Annotated in this window: 25 protein-coding genes and 11 pseudogenes; 15 read left to right on the forward strand and 21 right to left on the reverse strand. The window is 35.4% G+C overall.

All coding sequences use genetic code 11. The features are described from left to right. Nucleotides 1-23: 23 nt before the first annotated feature. Nucleotides 24-402, reverse strand: a pseudogene (locus CDO84_RS09235) (hypothetical protein). An 85-nt stretch (nucleotides 403-487) separates the two neighbouring features. Between CDO84_RS09235 and CDO84_RS21660 the strand changes: the two are divergent. Beyond that, nucleotides 488-721: a hypothetical protein gene (locus tag CDO84_RS21660; protein WP_082032992.1), complete on the forward strand. Its 234-nt coding sequence runs from the start codon at nucleotides 488-490 to the stop codon at nucleotides 719-721. Nucleotides 722-759: 38 nt separating this feature from the next. On the opposite strand, the gene CDO84_RS09245 is transcribed toward CDO84_RS21660, so the two are convergent. Then, nucleotides 760-1,281 (reverse strand): hypothetical protein, encoded by a 522-nt coding sequence (locus CDO84_RS09245; RefSeq protein WP_040082939.1) that lies wholly within the window; start codon nucleotides 1,279-1,281, stop codon nucleotides 760-762. Nucleotides 1,282-1,537: 256 nt separating this feature from the next. Between CDO84_RS09245 and CDO84_RS09250 the strand changes: the two are divergent. Next, a pseudogene (locus CDO84_RS09250) lies at nucleotides 1,538-2,202 on the forward strand (SOS response-associated peptidase). Between the two features lie 69 nt (nucleotides 2,203-2,271). After that, nucleotides 2,272-2,364, forward strand: a pseudogene (locus tag CDO84_RS21665) (ATP-dependent DNA ligase); the annotation flags it as partial. A gap of 87 nt (nucleotides 2,365-2,451) precedes the next feature. Here the strand turns inward: CDO84_RS21665 and CDO84_RS09255 are convergent. Continuing rightward, nucleotides 2,452-3,358, reverse strand: a pseudogene (locus CDO84_RS09255) (hypothetical protein). Nucleotides 3,359-3,417: 59 nt separating this feature from the next. Then, a pseudogene (locus CDO84_RS09260) lies at nucleotides 3,418-3,586 on the reverse strand (hypothetical protein); the annotation flags it as partial. Nucleotides 3,587-3,731: 145 nt separating this feature from the next. Between CDO84_RS09260 and CDO84_RS09265 the strand changes: the two are divergent. Then, nucleotides 3,732-3,879 (forward strand): annotated as a pseudogene (locus CDO84_RS09265) (hypothetical protein); the annotation flags it as partial. Between the two features lie 42 nt (nucleotides 3,880-3,921). Here CDO84_RS09265 and CDO84_RS09270 read toward each other — a convergent pair. Further along, a pseudogene (locus tag CDO84_RS09270) lies at nucleotides 3,922-4,151 on the reverse strand (hypothetical protein); the annotation flags it as partial. A gap of 427 nt (nucleotides 4,152-4,578) precedes the next feature. On the opposite strand from CDO84_RS09270, the gene CDO84_RS09280 reads away from it, so the two are divergent. The 4 genes and pseudogenes from CDO84_RS09280 (at nucleotide 4,579) to phrK (ending at nucleotide 7,274) form a co-directional block, all read left to right on the forward strand. Continuing rightward, nucleotides 4,579-4,953 carry a YoqO family protein gene (locus tag CDO84_RS09280; protein WP_040082937.1) on the forward strand — a complete coding sequence of 125 codons (375 nt, stop codon included), beginning with the start codon at nucleotides 4,579-4,581 and terminating at the stop codon, nucleotides 4,951-4,953. A gap of 855 nt (nucleotides 4,954-5,808) precedes the next feature. Beyond that, a complete protein-coding gene (locus tag CDO84_RS21670; RefSeq protein ID WP_231560778.1) occupies nucleotides 5,809-5,886 on the forward strand; it encodes a phage holin in 78 nt (25 codons plus the stop codon). Between the two features lie 153 nt (nucleotides 5,887-6,039). Further along, nucleotides 6,040-7,155 (forward strand): annotated as a pseudogene (rapK, locus tag CDO84_RS09290) (response regulator aspartate phosphatase RapK). Beyond that, nucleotides 7,152-7,274 carry a phosphatase RapK inhibitor PhrK gene (gene phrK, locus CDO84_RS09295; RefSeq protein WP_004399440.1) on the forward strand — a complete coding sequence of 41 codons (123 nt, stop codon included), beginning with the start codon at nucleotides 7,152-7,154 and terminating at the stop codon, nucleotides 7,272-7,274. The pseudogene rapK and the gene phrK overlap by 4 nt, the downstream one beginning before the upstream one ends. Nucleotides 7,275-7,328: 54 nt before the next feature. Here the strand turns inward: phrK and CDO84_RS21675 are convergent. Both CDO84_RS21675 and CDO84_RS09315 read right to left on the reverse strand, forming a co-directional pair. Then, nucleotides 7,329-8,507: pseudogene (locus tag CDO84_RS21675) on the reverse strand (Y-family DNA polymerase). After that, nucleotides 8,500-8,824: pseudogene (locus CDO84_RS09315) on the reverse strand (YolD-like family protein). The pseudogenes CDO84_RS21675 and CDO84_RS09315 overlap by 8 nt, the downstream one beginning before the upstream one ends. A gap of 173 nt (nucleotides 8,825-8,997) precedes the next feature. On the opposite strand from CDO84_RS09315, the gene CDO84_RS09320 reads away from it, so the two are divergent. Next, nucleotides 8,998-9,333 (forward strand): YolC/YozM family protein, encoded by a 336-nt coding sequence (locus CDO84_RS09320; RefSeq protein ID WP_040082934.1) that lies wholly within the window; start codon nucleotides 8,998-9,000, stop codon nucleotides 9,331-9,333. A gap of 42 nt (nucleotides 9,334-9,375) precedes the next feature. Here the strand turns inward: CDO84_RS09320 and CDO84_RS09325 are convergent, their stop codons facing one another. Next, nucleotides 9,376-9,732 carry a hypothetical protein gene (locus CDO84_RS09325; protein ID WP_040082933.1) on the reverse strand — a complete coding sequence of 119 codons (357 nt, stop codon included), beginning with the start codon at nucleotides 9,730-9,732 and terminating at the stop codon, nucleotides 9,376-9,378. A gap of 5 nt (nucleotides 9,733-9,737) precedes the next feature. Beyond that, nucleotides 9,738-10,205 (reverse strand): YolA family protein, encoded by a 468-nt coding sequence (locus tag CDO84_RS09330; protein ID WP_040082931.1) that lies wholly within the window; start codon nucleotides 10,203-10,205, stop codon nucleotides 9,738-9,740. A 231-nt stretch (nucleotides 10,206-10,436) separates the two neighbouring features. Here CDO84_RS09330 and bsrG point away from each other — a divergent pair, with 231 nt between their 5' ends. Next, complete coding sequence (gene bsrG, locus CDO84_RS21365) at nucleotides 10,437-10,553, forward strand: type I toxin-antitoxin system toxin BsrG (RefSeq protein WP_052438156.1); 117 nt, start codon at nucleotides 10,437-10,439, stop codon at nucleotides 10,551-10,553. 300 nt (nucleotides 10,554-10,853) lie between these two features. On the opposite strand, the gene yobK is transcribed toward bsrG, so the two are convergent. Beyond that, nucleotides 10,854-11,312 carry a type VII secretion system immunity protein YobK gene (yobK, locus tag CDO84_RS09335; protein WP_003231326.1) on the reverse strand — a complete coding sequence of 153 codons (459 nt, stop codon included), beginning with the start codon at nucleotides 11,310-11,312 and terminating at the stop codon, nucleotides 10,854-10,856. Nucleotides 11,313-11,321: 9 nt separating this feature from the next. After that, nucleotides 11,322-13,124 carry an LXG family T7SS effector ribonuclease toxin YobL gene (gene yobL, locus CDO84_RS09340; RefSeq protein WP_040082929.1) on the reverse strand — a complete coding sequence of 601 codons (1,803 nt, stop codon included), beginning with the start codon at nucleotides 13,122-13,124 and terminating at the stop codon, nucleotides 11,322-11,324. A gap of 208 nt (nucleotides 13,125-13,332) precedes the next feature. Here yobL and CDO84_RS09345 point away from each other — a divergent pair, with 208 nt between their 5' ends. Continuing rightward, nucleotides 13,333-14,793 carry a hypothetical protein gene (locus CDO84_RS09345; protein WP_040082928.1) on the forward strand — a complete coding sequence of 487 codons (1,461 nt, stop codon included), beginning with the start codon at nucleotides 13,333-13,335 and terminating at the stop codon, nucleotides 14,791-14,793. Nucleotides 14,794-14,814: 21 nt separating this feature from the next. Next, nucleotides 14,815-14,928: pseudogene (locus tag CDO84_RS09350) on the forward strand (excalibur calcium-binding domain-containing protein); the annotation flags it as partial. 123 nt (nucleotides 14,929-15,051) lie between these two features. Here the strand turns inward: CDO84_RS09350 and CDO84_RS09355 are convergent. The 5 genes from CDO84_RS09355 to CDO84_RS09375 form a co-directional block, all read right to left on the reverse strand. Continuing rightward, nucleotides 15,052-15,585 (reverse strand): GNAT family N-acetyltransferase, encoded by a 534-nt coding sequence (locus CDO84_RS09355; RefSeq protein WP_040082927.1) that lies wholly within the window; start codon nucleotides 15,583-15,585, stop codon nucleotides 15,052-15,054. A gap of 81 nt (nucleotides 15,586-15,666) precedes the next feature. After that, the gene (locus CDO84_RS09360; protein WP_040082925.1) at nucleotides 15,667-15,876 is read right to left on the reverse strand and encodes a bacteriocin-like WGxF protein; all 210 of its coding nucleotides are present in this window, start codon (nucleotides 15,874-15,876) and stop codon (nucleotides 15,667-15,669) included. A 13-nt stretch (nucleotides 15,877-15,889) separates the two neighbouring features. After that, on the reverse strand, nucleotides 15,890-16,510 hold the full coding sequence (locus tag CDO84_RS09365) for an ATP-binding cassette domain-containing protein (RefSeq protein ID WP_040082923.1): 621 nt from the start codon (nucleotides 16,508-16,510) through the stop codon (nucleotides 15,890-15,892). Then, a complete protein-coding gene (locus CDO84_RS09370) occupies nucleotides 16,507-18,678 on the reverse strand; it encodes a DUF1430 domain-containing protein (protein ID WP_040082922.1) in 2,172 nt (723 codons plus the stop codon). Before CDO84_RS09370 ends, CDO84_RS09365 begins: the two co-directional genes overlap by 4 nt. 103 nt (nucleotides 18,679-18,781) lie before the next feature. Continuing rightward, nucleotides 18,782-19,111 (reverse strand): lactococcin 972 family bacteriocin, encoded by a 330-nt coding sequence (locus tag CDO84_RS09375; RefSeq protein ID WP_269429576.1) that lies wholly within the window; start codon nucleotides 19,109-19,111, stop codon nucleotides 18,782-18,784. Nucleotides 19,112-19,581: 470 nt separating this feature from the next. Between CDO84_RS09375 and CDO84_RS21570 the strand changes: the two genes are divergently transcribed. Beyond that, complete coding sequence (locus CDO84_RS21570) at nucleotides 19,582-19,734, forward strand: hypothetical protein (protein ID WP_197071821.1); 153 nt, start codon at nucleotides 19,582-19,584, stop codon at nucleotides 19,732-19,734. Between the two features lie 660 nt (nucleotides 19,735-20,394). On the opposite strand, the gene CDO84_RS09380 is transcribed toward CDO84_RS21570, so the two are convergent. Further along, nucleotides 20,395-21,141, reverse strand: coding sequence for an SDR family NAD(P)-dependent oxidoreductase (locus tag CDO84_RS09380; protein WP_040082921.1), 747 nt, complete (start codon nucleotides 21,139-21,141; stop codon nucleotides 20,395-20,397). Nucleotides 21,142-21,310: 169 nt separating this feature from the next. Here CDO84_RS09380 and CDO84_RS09385 point away from each other — a divergent pair, with 169 nt between their 5' ends. After that, nucleotides 21,311-21,661 (forward strand): winged helix-turn-helix transcriptional regulator, encoded by a 351-nt coding sequence (locus tag CDO84_RS09385; protein ID WP_014664240.1) that lies wholly within the window; start codon nucleotides 21,311-21,313, stop codon nucleotides 21,659-21,661. Continuing rightward, nucleotides 21,636-21,905, forward strand: coding sequence for a hypothetical protein (locus CDO84_RS09390; protein WP_040082919.1), 270 nt, complete (start codon nucleotides 21,636-21,638; stop codon nucleotides 21,903-21,905). The genes CDO84_RS09385 and CDO84_RS09390 overlap by 26 nt, the downstream gene beginning before the upstream one ends. 329 nt (nucleotides 21,906-22,234) lie before the next feature. Here the strand turns inward: CDO84_RS09390 and csaA are convergent, their stop codons facing one another. The 4 genes from csaA to CDO84_RS09410 form a co-directional block, all read right to left on the reverse strand. Then, entirely contained in the window at nucleotides 22,235-22,567 is a 333-nt protein-coding gene (gene csaA, locus CDO84_RS09395; RefSeq protein ID WP_040082915.1) for a chaperone CsaA, read from the reverse strand. Between the two features lie 64 nt (nucleotides 22,568-22,631). Beyond that, a complete protein-coding gene (locus tag CDO84_RS09400) occupies nucleotides 22,632-23,357 on the reverse strand; it encodes a helix-turn-helix domain-containing protein (protein ID WP_080478332.1) in 726 nt (241 codons plus the stop codon). A 14-nt stretch (nucleotides 23,358-23,371) separates the two neighbouring features. Continuing rightward, complete coding sequence (locus CDO84_RS09405; protein WP_014664245.1) at nucleotides 23,372-24,115, reverse strand: GNAT family N-acetyltransferase; 744 nt, start codon at nucleotides 24,113-24,115, stop codon at nucleotides 23,372-23,374. Between the two features lie 76 nt (nucleotides 24,116-24,191). After that, nucleotides 24,192-24,767 carry a TetR/AcrR family transcriptional regulator gene (locus CDO84_RS09410; protein WP_040082913.1) on the reverse strand — a complete coding sequence of 192 codons (576 nt, stop codon included), beginning with the start codon at nucleotides 24,765-24,767 and terminating at the stop codon, nucleotides 24,192-24,194. Nucleotides 24,768-24,771: the final 4 nt, after the last annotated feature.

Genomic DNA, 24,771 nt, shown 5'->3' on the forward strand with positions numbered 1-24,771 from the left:
TTATCAAATCCTTCTATATTCTATCATATTTTCATTATATAGGTAAAGAGTTTGCTATAAACAATTTCACTCCACAACCACATATCTATTGTTTGCAATGTAAAGCCGTCAGGCAGCTTTTTCATTTTTACATTAACTTTGAATCTCTTGCCGACTGTTCTATGTACAATAGCTAACTCTTCTCCATTAAAGAAACGTACAATGGGCTCATCAAATACAATTGGCTGATTAACCACGTATCCCCTTTTAATGCTCTGTTAAACAAATAAGGGTCATTTTTATACAGCTCGTAAAGGATATTTACATAATATTCGTTCTTGTCTCTAAGTAGTTCTAAATTAATCAACGGTATGTATAAATCTTTTTTGATAAATTTAATTTCCCATCTTGCACTTTAGAAATAAATGTTTGGCATTTTTCTATTCTCCTTTTTATATAATGTTTTAATACAAACTTAATTGGGTAAAAATCTGTAGAGGTGATTTTTTTGAATAATGATCATAAAGTTACTCATTACTCTTCATTTATTTTTTCAACAATCATGGTTTTGCTGGTTGCCATCTTTCCAGAATACACTTCTTGGTTTGTAACAGTTTTCTTCTTGGGTTTTGCACTTATCTATACATTCCAAAAACATAGAACAAGTTCGTCAAAAGCACTTTCTTATATTTCGTATTTTTTATTCATCGTTTCATTGACTTACACTTTAGTTAATATGTAATAATAATCCTCCCTTGTGGGAGGATTATTTGTTTAAACTTATTTCTTAGCTGCTTTTGGGCCACCTGTATCAGTAATGATAAAGCTATCTGATCCAATTTTCTTCTTACGATCTTTGTCTTCATAAATTGTAACATTGTGGCGTGTCATTAGTGTCGCACCGGCCATTTTAAACTCTTTACGATCTTTAAAATAAACAACAGGATATTCGCCTAGAATAATCATATTTGCTAATCCGGCTAAATAGGAAGACCATCCACCTGAAGGAAGGTTTAATGCAAATCCTAGAGTCTGAACAACTGCAGCTAAGGAATATTTTTCGAACTTTGTGCTTCCATACTCAGTTCCTGCTGATTCCCAGTCATCAGCAGTTGCTTCAATGTTTTGACTATTAAACCTTGAAGCTATTTTAACTACATTAACTGGTTGATTAACACTTAATATAGTTGTATGGTTGTTTCTAGCTTCTTCTTTAGCTTCTGCTCCAGTCGCAAAAGGTGAAAACAGTCCACCAATGACCAGCGCTCCAACAATACCTACCTTACAGATTGTAGAGTTCAAGGTAATCCTCCTCCAAATGTAAAATTGTGTACATTCGGTTATTACCCCATATTTATCCATTTAAACTATAAAGTGAGATTTTTCAACTAGTCTGACTTAATCACTCATATATTTATTCCATTAAATAAAAGGTCAATTAAAGGTTGTCTGTTTCCTGCAAAACTAATAAATACATCCAGATTAAAGCTATGCTTCTAGTTGGGTAAAATAGTGACTGTTTATGTATAGATAACAACTTTTTAAATGGATGATGAATATGTGTGGCAGGTTTACTTTATTTTCTGAGTTTGATGACATCATCGAGCAATTCAACATAGATCAATTCTTACCTGAAGGTAGAATATCCCCAAGCTATAATGTAGCTCCTTCACAAAACATCCTGACAATCATTAACGATGGATCCAATAACCGTCTGGGCAAGCTTAGATGGGGCCTTATCCCTCCTTGGGCTAAAGTTGAAAAGATCGGATACAAGATGATTAATGCTCGTGCCGAAACACTGGCCGAGAAACTAAGCTTTCGAAAGCCACTTGTCAGCAAACGTTGTATCATACCCGCTGACAGTTTTTATGAATGGAAACGCCTTGACCCAAAGACTAAGATTCCTATGCGGATTAAGCTTAAATCATCTAATCTCTTTGCTTTTGCTGGTCTTATATGAAAAGTGGAACACGCCATTGTACACTTGCACAATCATTACAATAAAGCCTTAATGAGCTTATGGAAGACATTCATGATCGGATGCCGGTTATCCTTACTGATGAGAACGAAAAGGAATGGCTCAACCCTAAAAATACTGATCCTGATTATCTACAAAGCTTACTGCAGCCTTATGATGCTGATAACATGGAAGCATACCAGGTTTCATCTTTAGTGAATTCACCTAAAAACAATTCACCTGAGCTCATTGAACCCCATTAAGTACCACTGCCAGATCGCTTTATATATCACCTTCTCTTAGCTAATATGTTCTAAGTAGGAGCTGATATTTTGTTTATATCGCCAATGCTATTGCTTTCAATAAAAGGGCCATTTGACGACGAGAACTATATCACTGAGCTTAAATTATCAAGACTAAAATTAAGGGCTCATACCTAGTTGATATATATAATATGTATTGAGACCTTTATTTAACAAACGCCCCGTTTGTTAAAGTGGAAATCTCTATAATTAATAGCCGACCTTTAAAATTTCCAATCTAAAATTATCCTCTAAATCGGCTAGCTTCATTAACTTCTCCGATATACCTTTCCAATCTTTATTTACAGACATAGAATGGCACATACCAAACACCTTAGCCTGTTCAGTCTTCAACACTGATAAATGTGGATGCCTACCTTTAAAATACACTGCATAATCGTTGGCCCTTCTTGTACTTAATTGGAAAAGGAAGAATGTTGTATGCCCTATAGTATCAGCTGTAATAGAGGCATTTAATAATTGATCAGCATAAAAACAAATTGCTTCCCTTCCAATTAATCCCATATCCACTTTTTCGAATTCCCGATAAGTTCTCTTAAAATAATCAATAGCTCTCTCGTATATTTCGTTATTGTCTAATGTGACAACCTTTTTTGCTGTAGACCAATATTTATTGATTCCTTTCCGCCATCCAAGCCTTCTTAAATTGGTCCAGTGATAATGGAACAAATGGAAAGCCAGCTGGATCTTGCACATAAATATTTTCATTATCCATTTGGTAACCTAGAACATAATGGTCAGAACCATTTAAATTTTTATGATTCGGATGGTATGTTAGCTCCCCCATATCTAAAGGACCTAGAATGACAGGATTTTGTTTGATTTGCTGTTTTAATAACGGAAATGGGTCATCTAAGTCACTAGCTTGCTGATGTTCTTCTGCAGTAAATCCAAGGATGTTTAAAGCGTAATTGATACCATCATCAGGATCTCTCATACTAAAATAAAGGTTTTTTTCATTTTCTATCATCGCACCTAACCCAACACCAGTTAATATTTCTACAAGTTGAGGAGATACATTTTCTCCTATTGATGAAAGAAACATTGCAGTTGAATTTGAATAACAGTAATGACCATTTCCTATATACATTAACATCACCTCCAGGTAGATAAATTAACCTTACAATTTTGAAAATTGAAAATCCATATTAAATTAGCCCTGTTCTCGTACTCATCATCCGGATCATTTTTATCAACAATTATGATCTTCTCGCCAACCCCCGTTTTGCCATCTACCTCTACGTATTTCGCGCTTGATACCGCTTAGTGTTTCGTCAACCAGTACGTGAATCTTTACATTTGCGTTCGCTTTAGTCTCCGTCATTTACTGCACCCTTTATATTTTTTTATGTTTTTTTCAATTCTTTTTTAGATTTTCATATTGGATTTCACTCTTTTATTTATAGAGGCGTGTCATACACATGCCATCTAAGAGAGATAGGACATTTTTGTCTCGGAGGTGAAATCTAATGAATTTTCTTCTGGATCTTTTCACAAATTGGACTTTTGAAAAAGTCCTGGATTATATGTTTGCTTTTGCAATTTTTTGTATTTAAATCCAGATCAAAGCAGAATAAGTATCCAGATTATTTCGAGAAAAGACGCCGCTATAGGGATTAACAACCCCTCCATCTTATATGTTTAGTTAAAAACTATCTTTTATTCAATCTCTATATTCAACCCAGTTGCTCCCACTTTAATTTCCCTCATCTCTCCAATCTGTGGCATATATAAATGATTCTTTTCATTCACCGAAACAATTTCACCCTTCCAACACCGTTTTGCACAAAGACTTTTGTCCCAATTGGTAAAGTTCGAAGATCTGCGTTCTCTATGTATTCTTCTTCCTCTCTATACACCTCTCCTCGTTCAGCAACTCTCCTTTTAGTTCTGCTCCCTCATCAATTATTTTCGAATCCACTCAATAGCATCATCATAGTCTTCCTCAATTTCTTGCAACTCTGTTAGGACTTCCTTAGACAGCTCACTATTTTCTTTTATTTTCTTCTAGATACATCTAAAACATATGATTCTGCAATATATGGGAGGTATACAGAATAGCGCTCTGCGTTTTCCTACCGAGCTTCGACCCATTCATAATCACCGACTGTCCAAAACCGTGATGCAGCTTGACCGTCAATGTCTTGAGTTTCCAACTCATTCTGTACTCTTTTAAAAACTGAATATCTTGATCCATTCGTTACCCCTAGTTTAATTAAAATCACGATTTTAAGTTAACTTTAAAGTACATTGTCTTGAGAAATTCCCCTTCAATTGGTAAGCTGGCACCTAGGATCATACAAAGCAGGTGATGTTTTGAATAAAATAATCGGAATAATTGGATTAATTGTTTCCTTAATTGTGCAAGGGTTTTCAGCAAGTGGTTCGTTGACTCATGAGATTGCTATGGCTTGTCTATTTGTATTCCTAATAATTTATAATTTTGAACATGCTAAGGATTTCTCTAAAAAATCTCTAATTGTTTTAGGAGCAATCTTTATAGCTCTAATGCTAGGTATTTATCAACTCATTTCCTTTACCGGTGATTACTTTGATAGACTTAACTTAAATATTGGACTTATCATCTTACTTGAAATCGCTTTGATTATTGTTTTGGTATCTATTGCAGTAAATTTAATGAAATTCATTTCGAACCGGTTAAGGAAAACACCACAAGGCAAAGAGTTTTAACTCTTTGCCTTGTGGTCTTTTATGTATGAAATCAAATGCTTTCCATAATTCCATCTCTTCTGTTACCGCTGAGTAATAACAATTACTTGGCCATATCTTATATTGCATATAAAGTTTAGTCAGTCGAGATCATTGAGGGGTCAAAATATGGCCAAATAAAAAAACGATGGATGCTCCATTTCCATTAAAAAGACAAGGTTGAATATAGAGTACTTCACTCAGAACATTTTGCTTATTAGTGTTCGTATTAATTTTTCCTGTTACGATAATGATCAAAAAACAGAGTTATCTATCCCATTTCAAGCTATAGAAGTTATTCTGCTTTTTTAAAAAAATATTCTTGATTTTCACTTATATATCCATAAAGCATTCGTTCATAACCCTTATATGGAACTGAAATGCAGGTATAATACTTATTATATAGTGATTCAACTACCAATATGTGGGATTATGTTGACATCCAAATACTCAAAAGCAAGAACAAAAGTACCTATAGTACTTCCATTTCCACACCCTTTCCAAATTTTCATTTTCCTAATTTCACATTAAATCGTCCTTTTTCACATCGTAATCGTTATCGTAAAAGCCTATAGTATCAACGTTTTTCCTTCTCAAAATTTTACTATTTTTATCAATATCTCCTTAAAACAACCACTTTTCCCTACTCCCGCTTATGTTTTACGATCGTTTATCCTCTATTCACTAATTAAAGTATCAAAAATCCTTATGTTTACTGTCTTTTTTTAGTTCATTATAAATTTTTACGATAAGCATGTTATTCGTGTATGATATACAACTTAACTGTAATTGGCGACAATTTGACTGAGAAATTTAATGCACTTCTTTTTAACTGCAATGGGTATCATTGTTGCCCCAACAACTCAAGGTATTTCTGATAGTGAACAAGCAATGGATTATGATTCACCGAGATAACCTCCCTACCCTTCTTTTGATTGAGGAGGGTATTTTTTTCGTTTTTTCAAATGAAAAAATCGCAGAAAACTTTACATCCTTTTACAATTTTTTCAATGACTATGTTATGATTGGTTTTAGAGATTTTTGAAATTTTCAGAAATAGGGGTTTGAATGAGTAAGATCGCTTCTGAAGTTGTCGCTACTACACTGAATGACTGGTACATTGCTATAAAAAAACAAAAGGTTGATGAATCAATAAAATATTATTCAGAGATAAAGAAACTTTTTGATGAAATGGAAGAAGATCAAGAGGTTCTTGCGTATTATAGTCTATTAGAAGAAAGACATAAAATGTTGCTGCATTCCTCACGAGGAGAACCTTTACAAATGCACACCTATTTCACTGAAGACAATCAAAACTTCATTAAAAAAACAAATGACAAATTAGAATACAACTTTTATTTATTTGAAGCAATGTATGAGGCATACAACAAAAACTATGATCGAGCAATTAACCTATATGGATTAGCTGAGAAAAAGCTTGCAGAAATTCCAGATGAAATTGAAGCAGCTGAATTTTACTCTAAAGTCTCTTACTTATACACTCTTGTTAAACAAAGCATTGTGGCACAACACTATATAAAAAATGCAATTTCAATATATAAGCGACACCCTGATTATAAATGCAAACTAGCTACTTCAACAATGATTGCAGCTGCAAACTATGCTGATATGAAGCGATTTGCGGAAGCAGAAAAATATTATTTAGAAGCAATTGATATTGCAAAAGAAACAAAAGATGAATTTTTGAAAGCTCAATTATATCACAACCTCAGTATCGTTTATTCGGATTGGAACAAACCTGATAAATGCATTGAATCTCTTGAAAAAGCAATAGGAAATGAATCTTAGTTAAATTCTATTTATTATATAAATTCATTATTCATGATGATTAAAGAACTCTTTAAAATTGACGAAAAAATGAAAGCCATTAATTTTTACAATAAAGCACAGGAAAGACTCATATTAATGGAGAATAAAGTATACGAAGCCAAAATTAGCATCTTATACAACCTTTATTGTGGGGAATTAAAAAATAATTTTAATAATTGTATTAGTAATATTGAGTCTTTAAAACAGCAAAATGAACTTGAAAGTGTAGATGAATTGTCCTATATAGCTGCAAAAAGGTTTGAATCAATAGGTGCTTTTGAAGAAGCAACGAGCTTTTTCAATGCGAAAGTTTGGGCTGAACAGAAAATGAACCAGGTGGAGGGAATCTTATGAAAAAACTTGTGCTTTGCGTCTCTATTTTAGCTGTAATTTTAAGTGGGGTAGCTTTAACGCAATTGAGTACAGATTCACCATCTAACATCCAGGTAGCTGAAAGGCCTGTCGGAGGTTAAAAAAAGCTTGATTAATTAATTAGCCCACTCAAATGTTTGAGTAGGGCTTTTATTTTATGATTTATGTCCACCAGTCAGCCTTGCTCTGTGAAGCGCAGTACCAGCAGATGTATAAGAAACTGCTCTCAGAATTGCTTTCGATCCGTATTTGCTTCTAATCCCATCCATGACAAACCCGAGTTCCTTCTCTTTTCATTAATAAACTCAACTGCTGATTAACATCATCATCAAATACTTCTCACTGTTTTACCCAAGTAAAACTTATCAAACAGCATCAAGCAACATCTATAAATATCCATTGTGATATTTGTAGGAAGATCAATTGTTTTTGCTCGATGAAATCCACCACCAAGCTCATCTTTACTGTAGCCAATTCCTAGACTTATTGTTCAGCCAACTTTATTATGTGCACGTGCGCTTCTTGCGACCTCACATATCTCTAGAAGAACAGCTTTAATCTCTTCTCTCCTTGTGTAATCCCTCAGTAAAATCTGACTTACCGAAACTAATCTGATCCTGCATCAACGGAGCACCTATTTCGGATAAATCGATTCCATGAGCATGATAATACAACTGGTTTCCCATTATGCCGAACTTCTTTTCAAGCAGCTCTAAGGGAAGCTTAGCTAATTGACCTACAGTTGAATTCCCATTCGATTTAGGTTTCTTTCCATCCTCCCTCCTATCCCCCACATTTTAGACAAAGGGCGAACCTTCCAGAGTTTATTTGGCACATCCTCATATCTCCAACGTGCAATGCCGCTTTTCGTTTTCTTACTCTCTAGGTCAAGTGCTAGCTTACATCAAACCAAATTCTCTCCACATGCTGCTTTGGATTGCTTTGGCCATGTCTTCAGGATCTTCTTTTCCTGCATCTAAAAAAGATTCATCAATTGAATATGTATGAACACATTTTTCAGGAACAAATCTGTAAAACAGCTTTGTAATCTCAGTAGAAACTCTGATGAAAAGCTTCATTTGCGGATTTACAATGTGTATTCTTGGATCTTCAGGTATCTCGAACAGTCTCGTTCCTGTTTTGATTCCAAAATCTTTTTTAAGTGCAGGAGATGCAGCTAACACTACACTTCCCTGTCTCTCCGTATTCCCGACAACAGCAAGATAGCATGTCAAAGGATTAAGTCCCATTGTTATAGCCGATACAGAAGCATAAAAGGATTTCATATCGACACAAAGTATATTCTTTCTTGGAAATTGTGAGTAATCAATCATTGTATGTAACTCCTATGATGTTATTCATGTTGATATAAACTGTATTGTCATTCTGGTCTTTTACATGAAAGCCTGTGTTGTTCAAAATTAATGTAATGGACTCTGCCGGTGACATTTTCAACGAATCCATTGTTAAAGAGTTTAAATCTCAACTCTTTATTAAATTCAAGTACGAGAATATCCATCTCCTCAATTTGTTGATCATCTAAGGCTGGCTTTTCAATTTTTGATACATCAATCAAATCTTGTTTAAGATGTGTTAAATGTTCTGGAAGCATCATTGATGTCCATTTGATTGTTCCTCGATCCCTAAGCATATCGACTCACTCCTTTATTGATCTAACATTAACAGAACAAATGTTCTTTATTCGATATAAATAAGAACGAAAGTTCGATGTAAATGTTGGTAATAAAATATAAAGGTCAATAATGATATACGCAGTATTAATAAAGGAGAGATTCTTTTCCACGAAGGAGAGTGTAATGATGAATGAAGAAGAGGCTAACCGGATTTTTGGTCTTAGTTCCTGTTTTTATTATGTTGGGTATTACTTTAACCGAAGCGAATAAAAAGTCCCCTTTGGAAGTAATTGATAGTATTCGGGATGAATTTGGTTTATTTAGTGTGCAAATTGGCCAAACAGATCCGGCAATTACAATTGGCATGGATCAAACCAAAAGTGAAGCAAAGCTCCGTGAATATTTAGAACATAATCTGTCAAGAGAAGCAAAGGAAAAATATAAGATTTATATATTCAAAGATGATATTGAAAAGTTGGAGAAAGAACATCGAGAGTATCTGAATGCAAATAACTCTAATAAATAAAACGCCCAGCATTTTTATTAAGCTGGGCATTGTTTTCATTATTTAAATAGAATTTCTATAAGCATTAATTGCTTCATTTCGTAACAGCATATTATCTTTATTAACCATGCCTAAGTTATATGCTTTTTTGATAACATCTAATACCTGCGAATCCATTGTAGAAAGGTTTCCGCCTGCAGTAAATCTCATTTTCCAGTCTTCTAAAGACTTATTCAAATCAAGCGTGCTTTTTTTATTCTCAGGTTTAACGATCTCATTTTTCTCAAGTTTTTCGCAAAACTCGTTAAAACCTATGGAAGATTGCTGAGTATTGTTCTGACCATACCCTTCTGTTGCTAAGCTACAAAAAGCTAAGAATTTTGGATCTTTAGTTACATCATAATTAGCAGTACTAATCACCTGGTTCACTCTCTTTCAAAATCAATTTTTTGACTGTAAACAAAAGTGGTGCCTGAGCTCAATGCCTTAATCTGTATAGAGTTATCTTGAAGTGCGTCCATGGGAATCTCAAAATATTTATCCCAGCCTATTACCACCTTATTTTGACCAAGGATGGCATCAGATTTAAACATCTTAGCTGTGCCGTTATACAACAGATTCTTACCATCTTTGCCTGTGATAACTGTTAACTTGGTATAACCCATAAAACGAGCTTTCACATATAGTTTATTCCCCTTCAAAACGTTTGGAGCTTTGGTTTGACTAGAAGTGATGGTATCCCAAGCAAAATCGTTTCCGTCTGATGTAATCCCTGTAATTTGTAGATAGTAGAGTGGTAATGCTTCTGCCGCTTTTGCTTTTGATGAATCAGTGAAAGCGAAAGCAACAACTGCTAGAAGAGCAAGCAGTACATATGTAATTCTCTTCTTCATTTCCTAAATCCTCCTTGGTACAAGTTTACATGTTAAATATCGTCAATTGAAGGGAATTGTTTAATATTTGAAATAAAAAAAGAACCTGCATTAAGCACGTTTTTTTCATACTATCAATTTATTGTGAATTTATAACGACAAGGACATTTATGTATAGTATAATATTTCCTGTACATAAAGTTTGCTCACTCAAGGGAGTCTTGCTCATCCCCTATGAAAGGGGGTGAGAAAATGACTGTTTACGAATCATTAATGGTAATGATCAATTTTGGCGGGTTGATATTAAATACCGTCTTGTTGATCTTCAATATAATGATGATTGTAACGTCGAGCCAAAAGAAAAAATAGACCTCCCCTTGAGATTGCGACCCTAAGGGGTTGATCTACTATGTCACATGCATTTGAGCAAGCCCTTTGATGGGCAGCTTTTTGTACAGAGTCGGGGTGTTGGTAGCACCCTGACCTTTTTTATTTTATGCATTTCATTAAACAAAATGCAAAAAATAATTATATAATTGTATCATTACCCTAATTATAACCATATAGAAATGGTATTTGCAATACTATTGCTTTGTGGTAAAACCATTATTTTTTTTAGATTGAGGTGTTCAACTCAAGTCTTCTATTGCGCTATAGCAATACTTTTGCTTAATCGTCCCAGTCTTCATCCTCATCCCAGTCATCTTTCGCTTCCTGAATCTTATTATAAAAAAATTCAATAAAGCTGTCTGCAACAGTATCTTGATAACCAATTACCCTATCCCATTCAACTACAGGGCATTCTCCGTCTTTCATTTTATTTGTATCTAGACAGTAAGCAAAGTAATCAACGTCTTCAATAACCACAAGTCCATCAGTAAGGCCATAGTGTTCTTTATATTCATTAGTTCTATTTACAACTGATGCATGATCAAAGTTGTAACCTAAAACTAAAACACCGAATAAACCACCAGCACCGTATTTTTCTAAAAACCATTTATAGCTATTGGGAAGATCGCATTGGAGGTTTTCTTCAATGCGACCAATGTTTTCATGACTTGCGCCTTCTGTAAATATAGCATTTTGTTTATTTTCATTAATAAAGTTCTCAACCTTCGAATAAATCATATAGACACCTCAATTCTCATTTTCAAATTGTTTCGCTCTCCACTTCCAATATCTCTTTCTAAAGCTCTCGTATTGTGCTTTTAAAACCTTATCATTTCTAAAACTTTCACCATCAGACTTAAGCTGATGAATGACATCACTATATTTTGTATGTAAGCTGTTCGGGATTTCAAGCATTGGGCCAGGTTCTTCTTGAATCAAGTGATGTAAATTAATCTGTGTACCGTCTTTTGCATAAGGGGCATTCCCGTTTTTCATTAGCTGAAGATTTGTAACACCGAATTCTGTTTTTTGATTAATATCAATATCTTTCATTGTATACACTCTACGGCTTACATCTTTAACTTTCCCCTTCGCCTTTACTTTCCCCTCTATTTCATATGCTTCATACTTTTCTTTATTTAGCCATGAAGGACTTATCTTTTGGCCAGTAAACGGTTTTCTTGTTCCATCTGGTATTTTCTTCGCATTAGTCAAAAGTTCATTCTTAAGGTTTTGGCTATCAACCACATTGTATGGCACGTTATCTGCTAGAGCAAGCTTATACTTAGGGTTGTAAGGCAGCAAATCTGGAATCTTAACGTCCTTGATTTTCTTACCTGTTTGACTTGCTTTATTTATTACCTTGCCCGCTGCATCTGCTTTGTTAATGGCTCCTGCACCTTTGGTTCCAAAAACAGCTACTGCCACTGAACCAACAGCATAGGTAACCCATCTTGATCTAGAATAGGCATCTCCATTCACCATATCCTTTTGATATGACTCTTCAATTGCAGCAGATATTGCATCATATGTTTTCACTGGATGAATAATTGCATTCCCCAGTGCTGAGAGTGTTTCTCCTGGATCGGTGATGAAGTCCCATGTGCCGGTTACAGTGTCTTTTCCTACATCATATAAGCCTACTCCTACACCTTTTACGATGTCCCAGGTGATTTCTCCTGCTCCTTCTAGCTGCTTCGCTTGTTCAATTTGCACTGCAAGCTGTACTTGAGCCGGCTCTAGATTCTCGTACCCTACTTTCTTAGCAATCTCTAAATACTCATCAGGATCAGACACACTGTCATTAAGCTTCTTTTTCAATTCCTTTATTTCACGTTCTTTAGCTTCTTCTTTCTTCACGCTTAAATAAGCTTCAGAATGCTTCTCAATATCGCCTTTTTTCTTATGTATGTCACTTTCTCTGTACACTTTAGCGTTATAGTGAATCGGAGTGGCGTTCTTCCCTTTGCCTGTAGATTCCTGCAGCTTTTTAAAATCTTGCTGAATGAATTGTTCGTTAGGCTCTGTTTCGGCATATTCTGTTTTCAAATTCTCATCAAGCTTGTTTAGCTTATCGATTGTTTTTTCACGTTTGTCATCTGCAGAAGAAAGTTTGTCTTTGAAGTCTTCTGTTGAGAATATTTCAAGTGGAAGGATGTCATTGATGTCATTCAGAATGTCTTTCATTGCTTTTTTCTGTTCAGACATAATGGATTTTGATTTTGTGTATGCATTTACAAGTTCATGTTCTAAAAAAGATTCTTCTATGTAAGCATCAGACATCTTGGCATCTTCAAGTTTTGCAGAAACGCTGCTTAAGAAAGCAATCTTCATATCAATAAGATCAATCCATTGATCTGTAACACCGACATGATCATGATAAAACGCTTTAATGTTGTCTGCCCCCTTGCCTGAAAACTCACTGTCATCTAGATCAGCTACAGACTTAAACGCTTTTTTAAGCTTCACCATTTGCGACCTTAGTTCATTGTACTCTTTAGTTCTTTTATCTGCTTCAGAGAGTAATGAATCAGCTTCAAATACCTTCATATCATTCTCCTTTCATGCTTACTCTATGTAAATTTTACCACAAACCCCCATATCTTAAATGGGAATTTCTAAGGTGCACCTTCTAAGTTATTAAAGGAAAATATCCTCCATAACTGTATTGTTTATAAATAGTTAAATCTACGGCGAATAAATTGCTCTCCTTATGAGGAATAATAAAAAAATCTTAAGAAGTGAGGTTAAGCATCTGATGTATAGTGAAGAAAACAATTTAGAGACATTCAAAAAAATAATAAACCAAATTTATGAGTTGATTACGGCTAAACCTGATTTTGGGAATCCTACGACTTCCACTATGGTACAGTTATGTCATCCTGGAATACCGATAAACGAAAATGATTATAAAAATGCGATGAGCAGGAGTAACCCTAGCGGTGATATTAGCACAGCAGTTGCTTTTTCAAAACTCGTCGATAATATTCCAAAGTGTGGAGTTGCATCATACACACCATCAGGGAATTCCGTTGATTTGGCATTTGGTACATGTATTCAAGCTAATGGAACGTCTGAACCTGATCCTGAACAACTGAAAAAATATCAGGATGCTAAGAAGTATTTATGGAAGTCGGAACAAATGACTGACATGGACGGTAATGTAATTCAACTTCCAGAAGTGCCTACGCAGGTATATCAGGATTATTTAAACTCATTAGAAAAGTATAATATAGCTGAGGAGAAAGTTACTGCTTTAAAGAACAAATGCGATATGAACACAACAGAAGGTAGAAACCGTTATGCTCAGGAATCGGTACCGCTTATTCGTAGAAGAGATCAAGCTCTAGCAGAATGGAACTCTAAACGTCCCCCCATTGATCAAGCGTTTAATGTGATGGCAACAACTCTCAATGACGTGACACGTTTTGGAATAAGACGAGCGCAAGAGATTTATGAACAATCTAAAGTTACTGACCCTGCCACTAATCAACTAGTACACGTTAGTTTTGCAACTCCAAGCAATTGGTATGATCCAGCAATGGCAGATAATATGGCTCTTATTGAAGTAAGCCACAGGGTAAAAGACTTAACGGTAACAGATTATTATGAATCATATCGAGTTGGTGCATCATTTGGTTGGGGCTTATGGTCTGTAGGTGGCTCAGGTGGACATACTACCCAAGAACACACTGAACATTCTACTTCAACGGATGTTGAAATTTGTTTTAAAATTGGATCTATTCAAATAGAACGTCCATGGATGGATATGACATTTTTTAAATTAGGGGGATGGTATTTATCCGGTCAAAAAGCAGGCGTGATTTCTTCTGGAAGGGCTCCTAATACTGATGCTGAAATTCTCCCTCAAATGCCTGTGCAAATCCTTGTAGCACGTGAAATTGAAATAAAAGCTTCCTGGTCTGAAAGGGAAAAAGAGATTATTAAGGAAGCAACAAGTGGCGGGGCCTCAATTGGATATGGGTGTTTTAAATTATCAGGTAGTTACGAATCCAGTCAGAGCACTGAAACATTCCATTCAGAATTTGATGGTACAACAATTAAGGTTCCAGGTATTCAAATTATAGGATTTGTATCATCTATTCCTGTGCCACTTTGTCCTCCAATAGATGATCCTGATATAAATAGTTTAGCGAAAGCTCCTATTGGTTCACAACGTTGGGAATTAAAACAAAAAACAGAACTACCTAAAACCTAAAACATTGAAATAAATGTTGCTTTTCAAATAATTACAGAGTTGAGAAAAAAATATCCGCATGGAGTGCTTAGCTCCCACCCTGCTTACCAATCTAAAATGGACAGGGATCATGACAACTATGCATGTGAACGCTAATTGAAAGCCCTTTGTGGCTTTCTTTTTTATTTTTAGGGCTCTTTACACAAAAAGAGGCTATCCACAGATTAAAAAATTCTCGGGACAACCTCTTTTTAAAATATCTAATCAATCATCTAATTTTTACTCAAAAAAAGCTTTTGAATAATTAACGATACCTTGCACATCTTCAAGAGAATTATCTGCTAATTCTAGAGCCATAAACACTTCATCAGGCACCTCAAATGGGGCTTTTATATTCCATAAGCTAGCTGGCTTAAAACCAAACCTTGGATAATAATCTTTATGTCCTAAAACAATTACTGAACGATAACCAAGCTCTATTGCGTTTTTTAACGTAGTACGAATTAATTTACTCCCAATTCCTTTTTTCTGATAATCAGGCGCAACCGAAACTGGAGCGAGTGCTAAAGAATCGACAGTGTTATCGCCATCTATGATTTTTATTTTAGATAAAAGGACATGGCCTACGATATCTTTATCTTGATTTAATGCGACCAATGAAAGTTCAGGAATGAATGCATCTGATTTTCTAATCCTATTTACAAGTAAATGCTCTTTCTTGTCACTATATTCTTCATTTAAAAAAGCTCTTTTAACAATTTCTTCAGTCGTATTATATTCATGTGTGAGTTCTTGTCTAATTAAGAATTCCATTCATAGTCTCCTGTTCTTAATTAATTACCATAAGATTTTTCTTCATCTTATAAATTGCACTCCCTTAATGACCAGATTGAGTTACGCCTGATATCTTCTGCTGCTAGAACCAACATTTCTAAAGAGTAAGGAAGCAATCAAAGCTAAAACAAAATAAACAACAACAAACCCGCCCCAGAAGACAAGCGCTTCATCGAATGGAAATCCAAATAGTCTAAAAATAACCCTGTGAACAATACCGGTAATAATAATCAGGATGCTTGTAGAAATTGCAAAGGTAATATGTTTCATCAAGAACAACTCCTTACGAAAGATTTATTACTCTATCAGAGCAGTTAACTATTTCTGGATCATGCGTTACACATATGATTGTTTTCCCCATTTCTTTCAACTGATGGAAAAGAGAAAGAATAATGTTCTTATTGTACTCATCAAGGTTTCCGGTCGGTTCATCGGCCAGAATGATATCGCAGGGTTTTAGAATAATCCTGGCTATTGCTACACGCTGTTGCTCCCCACCGCTCAACTGGTATACCTTTTTCTTTAAAAAGCTTTTATCTAAGCCTACCATCTCTAGAGCTTCAGATAGCTTGTTTTTGTCAAAGTCTTTTGCGTATGCTGTGGAAAGCAATAAATTTGTTAATACAGTTTCATTATCCATCAGCACATAATTTTGAAAGATATATCCTAAATTCTCTCTCCTTAACTTCATCACCTCTTTAGATTTAGGATTTTCATAGCCTAAAATCACAACTTTACCTTCATCTGGATAATCTAAGAGGCTGATTATATTTAGAAGAGTGGTTTTGCCAGAACCGCTCTTGCCAACAATAGAAACGAATTCATTTTCCTCTATGTTAATTGAAAAATTAGAAAGAACTGATTTCCCATCAAAGCTTTTGGATATGTTTTTAAGTTCAATCATAATCTGTCTCCTTTTAAAATCTTATTCATGTTTTTCCTGTTTAAATAAAGACTGAGGAAATACAGAATATTCATCTCAATTCCAATGAACAATACAATCAAGCCTATTAATTCATAGATTTTATAATAAATACTAAAGCAGATTCCTATCAGACAGTTAGACACAGTCGACAATATGATTAAGCTCTTATTTCTAGCCCAGTATGAATATCCAAAAATCTCTTTAAGGTACAGTCGATACGCATTTGCACTGTAGTATGACCATATATAAGAGATAAGGAAGGCTACTGACAATATGAGTGTTATAGCTAATCCAATTAGATTCTGGATGAACTGATTTTGAATTCGTGCTATTTGGTTGCTTAATTCTTGATAGACCGATATCGCAGAACCAATCAGCTCTTTTGTATCTGTTTTATCTAAATAAGGGATGATGTGGTCATATGCCATACCTTTTGAAGCATCAGAAAAGAATAAACTTGAGGTTGCATATGCACCTATAACTGATGAATCAACATTATCGGTGAATACAATTGCAATTGGATCAACAATATTGTTTTTATTGTTGCCGAGCATACTATTGTAAGTGAAGTATTCTTGATTATTTTGAGTATATATTATTTTGATCTTCAACTGCTCTTTTTTCAGCGTATTCAATGGTTGCTGAATTTCTTTGTTATACATATTGTCTACTTCAACCTTATCGAAGAAAAATTGATCTTTGTAAGCTTTGAGGATTTTTTCTTTATAATTAGCGTATTTTTTTGGAACAAGTAAATTCAATGTGTTTTGATCGAAGGTTAATTTTTTTTCAGTAATCGTTTTTCCGTTAATTCCTTTAATGGTGTTTACTTTTAAATAATTAGGGCTAATCGTTACGCTTCTTCCGGATGGTGAATAAATTTCATTTTCTTTGGTTGTATTCAATGTATAGAAATAAACTGGAGTTTTCCCATTCATTTTCAGTACTCCATAGTTTTGAGCTTCCATTATAAATGCATCTTTATGTCTTTCTAATTCATGATAAAGCTTTCGCACCTTCTCATTTTTTTCTCTATCAATTTTTAAGTCACTGTAGTTTAAACCTGTATCAGCAAAACTGGTTTTATAAACTGTTTGTGTCTTATTCCAATAAGATTGATTGTCTAGCCGTTGTTTTAAATCGAACAAATTAGAGAGGGATGAAGCAAAAATATTAAAAAGTAGGATTGTTATAATTAACTTAAAACCCAATGACAGCCATTGAAACTTTTTAAATGGTATACTGCCTTTTATAGTGGCGCTTATATTGCTGTTGTTATATAAAATCAAAGTAACAATAATTGTGTATACCATCATTGAGAATGTCGCAATCAGTGCATTTCGCATGTACATTTTAACGTACACTGATAACCAGTCGTTTAGGTTGAATATAAAAGCCAAAATTACAGTGAGAAGGGCGCCGCAAATTATGATCATAACAAGTGGTTTTAAAAACATTTTTGGGAAAGTTAACAGTGATTTGGTTTTCGAATATCCCCATAGCTTCTGTAAGAGAAGTTGCTTGCGATTTTTAATTACGAAATAAAGGATGCCAATAAATAAGATTAGCATGGAAAGCAATGCTAACAAGAGCAATGCGGTGCTGAACACAGCGGAGTCATTTAAACTGATGTTATCTTCAATACTGACATCACCATAGTCTGAGAATAGCTTTTTAGCTTGTTCAATTACATCTTCGTCCTCGGATGAAATATAAAATCTATTTCCTAACCCTACGTTGCTTATTTGGTTTAAATTGAAGTATCTGATTTTCCATGTTGATAAAGGGAAATCAATAGTACCAATTAAATTTTCATCTGATTCATTTGCTGTTTTATTGAAATTAGATATAAACCTATCTCCTATTTTGATTGAAGGTTCATTCTTAAGGTTTGAAGCGTAGATATTTAAGGTCTTCTCGTCTAAAAAATTGTATTGAGTAATATTTACGTTCTCTTTTTTTGAAAATCCAGCTATTTCCTGAATGAAATCATCACTTTTAAAGTGTCCTTTATTGTAATTAATAATTAACGTTTGTTTATTAGAGAATAAAGTATAAAAAACTTGCTTATTCAGAGTATAGTGATAGCTGGATATGTTCATTGAGAGTAAAAATAGAATGAACAATAAATAAATCGTTTTCTTCATTGGATGGCCTCCATAAAAAGAAATCCGGTGCCTTATATTCAAGTTTTGACGGCACCGGAAGTAAATTAAAAATCACTTTGTTATTGTCTGTTTATTTCGTATCTCAATAAGCCTTATTTCCCCAAAGAGTTGCATACACTGAAGCGTAGGTATACCCTTCATCTTTTTTCTTCCATTTAGATGAAAAGTACCTTTCTCCGCCAGCCCTCGCACTTGATTTGTGAGTCTTTTTAGTATGATTGTAATTAGATTTAACTTGATCATCTTCGAAACCGTGATACCAAGTACCGCCACCCGCTTTGGTTTTGGTCAATTTCATGATTTGTATTAAATCCCTTGTTTCATCCAAGTTCACTTCTCCGTGTGTGGCTTCACCTGAAGAACTGGCAAAAACGACAGAAGATGATACTAGTAAAGTAGCTCCCAACACCATTGAAGCAAAGGTAATAGTAGCTGTAACAAAAAGCAATGTGATTTACATTTTGATAGATGGTTCTGACTGCGGATCCCTAAATATTTCGTTTAGCATTTTGTGATTACTTTGTCTTTCACTATATTGAAATAGTGTTTTAATTTCTTCTGATGTCAAATAACATTTCTCCTCTGCTTAAAATGATTGCTTAAAATAAATGGCTGCTACTTATTCAAATTATCTAATATATTGGTTACCTTATCACTTCTGTAATAGAGACAAAAAATACGGTCATTAGATGACTTGCTAGAGCAAATATAGCTGATTCCTTTCTTCTGAAAGCATTTATGTAAATTGAAATCATAACAAAAATAAAAGTCTTTTCTTGTTATCTCTTGGTTCATTTATTAAACTTCTTTTCCGAAAAGAAAATCAATATATTGTGTTTTTTAAATATGCATAATACAGTATATAGCACGGAGGTGATTCGAATGTCTAAAAGAAAAAACGGGAAACCTAGTAAAAAGAAGACATCAAGCACGAAAACTGCAAAACTGGCATCTAAAGTCTTAAAAGATGGAAGATACAGTAAAGATTCTAAAACATTAGCTGGTTCTGTGTTAACTCAGTCAAGAGGCAAGTAATCCTTAGAAAGGAAGCGAATGTCTCCTTATTCTCCTGTTTCAAATGGTTCATTTACATATATTTTGTTTAATTGGGATATATTAACTTGGTATGTGTATACTATTTTATAGAACCGGAAAGGAAAATACTAGTATGCAAATGAGCGAAGCAGCTAAGTTAAGAAAAGCTTGGAAAGAAAAAGGTAATCTACCTTGTGACCATCCTAATACCCGATAAAGATTATTACCTTGGTACAAGTACAGGGATATTTTTTATTAAAATCCAATAAAATGTTTAATATTATTAATAATTAAGCAACCAAATAAAATGTCAAACATTTTATAAACAAAAAAAGAGGATAGATGAACAGGGTGAAAATGCCTGTATTCAACTATCCTTTTTTTGTACAACAAATGACCTCATTTACTACAACAACGGTGTTGTTTGTTCTTCAATTAACGCCCCCGTTACATTAAGTACATTTATTCACAAAGTAATCTTTTTTACAGGTCATTTAGTGGTAGCCCCAGGTAAATGCAAATTTACAACGTTAATCAAATTCAAACATAAAAAAGTCGAATTCCCTGTCCTTTAAGGAAAACGACTTTTTTATACGACTTCTTCAAGTAAATCCCCATTAACCTTTTTTGGGGACTATTTGTAATCTCTGCGCAGTGAAATTATACCTGTGCTAGCCCGCCATCTACGAACAATTCAACACCCCTCAAGTAACTGCTTTCGTCTGAAGCAAGGAAAGATACAGTGTTTGCTACTTCTTCAGGTGTCCCAACTTTTCCAGCTGGGACAGTATTTCTGGTATTTTCCATTGCTCCTTCAAGTGCATCACCAAAAAGCTCATCGTATGCAGGTGTAAGAATAACTCCTGGACTAACCACATTTACACGGATTTCAGTACCTTTTAGGTCAAGAATCCAGTTGCGAACTAGTGCTCTTAATGCTGCTTTAGATGCTCCATATACACTAAACGCTGGGTTGCCAATTGATCCAGCAGTAGAGCCCGTTACAATAATAGAACCTACTTTGTCCGGGAATAGTGATAACGCTTTTTGAACAGTAAAGATGGTTCCTTTAACGTTAATGTCGAACGTCCTATCAACCTGCTCTTCAGTAATTTCACCTAATGGAAGGAAGTTGCCGATGCCTGCATTAGCAAAAAGAATGTCCAACTTACCTTTTTCCTGCTTTATAATGTCATATAGTTTGTCTAAGTCTTCAAGCTTAGATATATCACCTTGAACACCGGTTACGTTCTTGCCAATTTGGTTAACAGCTTTATCAAGTTCGTTTTGTCTACGTCCCGTGATATAAACATATGCACCTTCGTTTACAAATTTTTGTGCTGTAGCAAGACCAATCCCGCTTGTTCCACCCGTTACAAGCGCTATTTTACCTTCAAATTTACCCATACTTAACACTCCTTTAGAATTAATTTTATTTTATGTCTAGTACCTTTAAGTACCTTGAAGAACAACTTACAAGATATAGTATCCTTCAGTAAGCACATTATCGGAAGTACCCACTTTTTTGTGATATAGTAACTAAAAAGTAATAAACGTGGAATGGAGAGCTTTCGACATGAAAAAATTTAGCTGTGGGTTTGAAGTGACAAAGGAAGTTATTGGCGGAAAATGGAAAGGCCTTGTATTATACTTTTTAATGAATGGACCAAAGAGAACGAGTGAATTAAAGCGCATTATCCCAAATATAACTCAGAAAATGCTGATTCAAACACTTAGAGAGCTTGAAGCCAGTGGACTTGTGAGCAGAAAGATGTATAATCAAGTACCGCCGAAGGTTGAATATTCATCCACTGAACTTGGAGAATCTCTTAAACCTATCTTGCAGGAGCTATGTCAATGGGGAAGCCATTATGCGGAGCAAGAGTATGCAGAAGGCGAATATGAAATTGTACAACCAGACAACTAAAGTTAGGATTGATGTAGCTGCTGAAGTAAATGCTAAACAACTTCAATACCATCACCTAACAGATGAAGAACAGTCAGAAATAAATGAGATATTCAATTTTGAAAGCGAAGTTTTAATAAGAAGTGTCATGGACTATATTCAAGAGAACTTTGATGAGATTCAAAAAAGAGCTGTTTCAAATGTTAAAGAGAAGGTTCAGAAACTTAGCCAAAAAATAAATGAAGATATTGATAATAATATTTAATGCCTATGATCTCTAGATAGGCATTTTTTGTGCATAAAAAAGACCTGAATTAAAAATCCAGGTCACACTACTCCCCTGTATTCACCTTATTATTTAGTACGTGTTTATTGATTTAACAGGTTTTATTCACATTATCAAATTCTGACAACAAATTCACTCACAATTACAAATTTACCTTGCATTCCTACGCCCGCCATGCTATATTCATATAGCGATGAGCTGAATTGTGTAAGCCGATGTACATGCCTTTACGGCACACACGAATGTGGCGTGTGGTGCATCGCCTCAATACGCAAAGACGTTTGCCTTAGGCAAACGTCTTTTTTGTGTTATCCGATTTTTGTTCCGTTTGAAACAGGCTGATCCGGCTGCAGCAGAACGACGTCGCCCTGGCCGGGAATGCCGCCAAGGACCAAGACTTCCGATTTGAATCCGGCGATCCGGCGGGGCGGAAAGTTCACGATTGCTATGACTTGCTTGTTGACGAGAACTTCCGGCTGGTAACGCTTCGTGATCTGAGCGCTCGATTGTTTTATGCCGATTTCCGACCCAAAATCTATTACAAGCTTGATTGCCGGTACTCTTGCTTCAGGAAATTCTTCCGCTTTTACAATTGTTCCCGTTCTGATATCCAATTTCTCAAAGTCTTCAATGACTGCCATATCAATAACTCCTTTTTCTCCTATTGTAAAGGAGATATTCAAGATTCGCTTAACCAAAGAGCCATTATTTTTTATCTGAATATAAGGTGTTTCGATACAGGCGGGGCGGCATTCCTGTGCTTTTTGTGAACCATCTGGTAAAAGAAGAAAGGTTTTGAAAGCCCAGCGCCTCGCTCACAACGGTAAGAGTTTCATTTCTCTCCATCAGCATTCGTTTTGCTTCCTCAAGGCGAAGGTCGGCAATATAGTTCTGCGGGGACTTCCCTGTCTGTTTTTTGAACCAGCTTGAATAGTAAGCTGGGTGATAATGCTCGATTTCTGCCAGCTTCTTAATCGTCAGCCGCTCAAATAAATGGCTGTGAATGTATGCAATTGAAGCATAGCTATGGGATTGAAGCTTTTCTTTTATGTATTGTACTAGCATATGAAGCGAGTTGGCTGTTCCGGCCTTTGCTTCCTCTGTCAGCAAGTACCTGATCGAAGACCAGAAAGGATCGAGTGCAGCTTCAATTCCCGATCCTGCACGATACTCATCAATTTTCATTGCATGAAGCGGAACATCCAGTACAAGACATTCATTTCTTCCGATAGAACGGAAGCGATGCTCGCACTCCGGCGGAATATATAAAAAATGATCCGGATTTAATTTCACCTGGCGCCCCTCAGTCTCAAGATCTATACTTCCTTGAAGCGGAAATAGAAATTGGCTGTACGCGTGCTTATGTGAATGATATAGGCGTGTGTATGTCCGTTTTTCGCAAATAATCTCTTGAAGCGATTCCATCAGCAACCCCCTTTCTTTGGTCATCTTTTCATCCGGTAATGGTGTTCCGATATAGGCGAAAATCCGATTTTTTCATATAACGAAACTGCCGCCAGATTTTCTTTCATCACTTGTAAAAACATGCGTTCCGCTCCGTTGTTTTTTGCCCATTCAGTCAACACCCTGATCACTTGGGTTCCTGCTCCTTTTCCTCTGTGCTCCTCGGCTACAACGATATTACTAAGTCCGCCATAACCATCAATAACAGAAACCGTGCCAAGCGCTGTCAGGCTTCCTTTGTCATACATCTTAAAAAAAGTTTTACACGGCGGCATGCGTTCGAAAATGTGTTTGTAACCTTGGTGACGCTCGGGCGAAAACCCTTCTAATTGAATAAATTCATCTATCCAAACAGATGATGGCTCTTGTTCCCACTTGTATGTAAATCGGCTGTTGTCATTTGTTCGGCTCATAATCGACCGGCACAACGCCGTCATTTGGAAGCACTCGTCAACCTTTTCATATCTGCTTTCTGCCAATGCGTCATCAAGCCCTTTCGGTGATGCGTTGCTAATATGAAAACAAACAGGCAAGCCTAAACTTTGATAAAAAAGTTCGGCCTCAAGCTGAAAATCACCTTCAGGCATATCCGCAGAAGTCCATACACTATTTGCCCTTTTGGTTACTCCAAAATTCGCTCTGAGAAGCCATTGCCCTATGTTTTTTTGAATATAAGGCGGCCATGAAGCTGCCGCTAACCGTTCAATCTTGTGAATGTCATCCATTGCATAATGCCTCTCCCCTATGTATACTTCCTTGACATTATACAATATTCAGAAATATAAGACACCTTTTATAGGTTTACATAATAGTTTTATTGCTTATTAATAAACCTGACAAAAACGTTCTAATTGAAAATGACAGGCTTTCTGAAATGTTCTCCTCGCGTTCAAATGCTTCTTTTGCAATTAACGCAGTAAAGCCATGCAGCAGGCTTCTAAGCCCCCTTGTAGCATGAATGGCAGTCTTTTCACTTGCATAGCCGTTTTCAATGAGCAGCTCTGTCACAAGACGGACAATTTGGTTTGAAGCGATTTCCGCTCTTTTGTCCTGAACCTTAAGCAGAGCCGCTTCATAATATCCGGGATTTTCAATTGCAAAATCAACATATGCATGAGCTAAAGAAAGCATAGCCGAATCTCCCTTTCGTTCCGTTACTGAGTCCGCCATTTGATCAAAAAGCTTTGTCAGTCCTCTGACAGCAAGCTCTGTTCTGATTGCTTGCAGCCCGTTGATATGGTTATACAATGACGGAGGGCGTACATTCATTTTTTTAGAAAGCGCTGCAAGTGAGACACCATTTACCCCTTCCTGATCAGCGATCTCAGCTGCAGCGTCTATAATCATTTTTGAGGTTAATCCTATTCTCGGTGACATGCTC

It is taken from the genome of Bacillus sp. MD-5, from assembly GCF_002201875.1.
GTDB classification, from domain to species: domain Bacteria; phylum Bacillota; class Bacilli; order Bacillales; family Bacillaceae; genus Bacillus; species Bacillus stercoris.

Excerpts from the sequence above, each read along its gene's own strand:
- CDO84_RS09375 (WP_269429576.1), bottom strand. The coding sequence starts at position 19,111 with ATGGTGTTGGGAGCTACTTTACTAGTATCATCTTCTGTCGTTTTTGCC.
- CDO84_RS21570 (WP_197071821.1), top strand. The coding sequence starts at position 19,582 with ATGTCTAAAAGAAAAAACGGGAAACCTAGTAAAAAGAAGACATCAAGC.
- CDO84_RS09360 (WP_040082925.1), bottom strand. The coding sequence starts at position 15,876 with ATGAAACATATTACCTTTGCAATTTCTACAAGCATCCTGATTATTATT.
- CDO84_RS09410 (WP_040082913.1), bottom strand. The coding sequence starts at position 24,767 with ATGTCACCGAGAATAGGATTAACCTCAAAAATGATTATAGACGCTGCA.
- CDO84_RS21670 (WP_231560778.1), top strand. The coding sequence starts at position 5,809 with ATGGGTATCATTGTTGCCCCAACAACTCAAGGTATTTCTGATAGTGAA.
- phrK (WP_004399440.1), top strand. The coding sequence starts at position 7,152 with ATGAAAAAACTTGTGCTTTGCGTCTCTATTTTAGCTGTAATTTTAAGT.
- bsrG (WP_052438156.1), top strand. The coding sequence starts at position 10,437 with ATGACTGTTTACGAATCATTAATGGTAATGATCAATTTTGGCGGGTTG.
- CDO84_RS09385 (WP_014664240.1), top strand. The coding sequence starts at position 21,311 with ATGAAAAAATTTAGCTGTGGGTTTGAAGTGACAAAGGAAGTTATTGGC.
- yobL (WP_040082929.1), bottom strand. The coding sequence starts at position 13,124 with ATGAAGGTATTTGAAGCTGATTCATTACTCTCTGAAGCAGATAAAAGA.
- CDO84_RS09380 (WP_040082921.1), bottom strand. The coding sequence starts at position 21,141 with ATGGGTAAATTTGAAGGTAAAATAGCGCTTGTAACGGGTGGAACAAGC.
- CDO84_RS09320 (WP_040082934.1), top strand. The coding sequence starts at position 8,998 with ATGAAGAAGAGGCTAACCGGATTTTTGGTCTTAGTTCCTGTTTTTATT.
- CDO84_RS09365 (WP_040082923.1), bottom strand. The coding sequence starts at position 16,510 with ATGATTGAACTTAAAAACATATCCAAAAGCTTTGATGGGAAATCAGTT.
- CDO84_RS09370 (WP_040082922.1), bottom strand. The coding sequence starts at position 18,678 with ATGAAGAAAACGATTTATTTATTGTTCATTCTATTTTTACTCTCAATG.
- yobK (WP_003231326.1), bottom strand. The coding sequence starts at position 11,312 with ATGATTTATTCGAAGGTTGAGAACTTTATTAATGAAAATAAACAAAAT.
- CDO84_RS09355 (WP_040082927.1), bottom strand. The coding sequence starts at position 15,585 with ATGGAATTCTTAATTAGACAAGAACTCACACATGAATATAATACGACT.
- CDO84_RS09345 (WP_040082928.1), top strand. The coding sequence starts at position 13,333 with ATGTATAGTGAAGAAAACAATTTAGAGACATTCAAAAAAATAATAAAC.
- CDO84_RS09405 (WP_014664245.1), bottom strand. The coding sequence starts at position 24,115 with ATGGATGACATTCACAAGATTGAACGGTTAGCGGCAGCTTCATGGCCG.
- csaA (WP_040082915.1), bottom strand. The coding sequence starts at position 22,567 with ATGGCAGTCATTGAAGACTTTGAGAAATTGGATATCAGAACGGGAACA.
- CDO84_RS09330 (WP_040082931.1), bottom strand. The coding sequence starts at position 10,205 with ATGAAGAAGAGAATTACATATGTACTGCTTGCTCTTCTAGCAGTTGTT.
- CDO84_RS09390 (WP_040082919.1), top strand. The coding sequence starts at position 21,636 with ATGAAATTGTACAACCAGACAACTAAAGTTAGGATTGATGTAGCTGCT.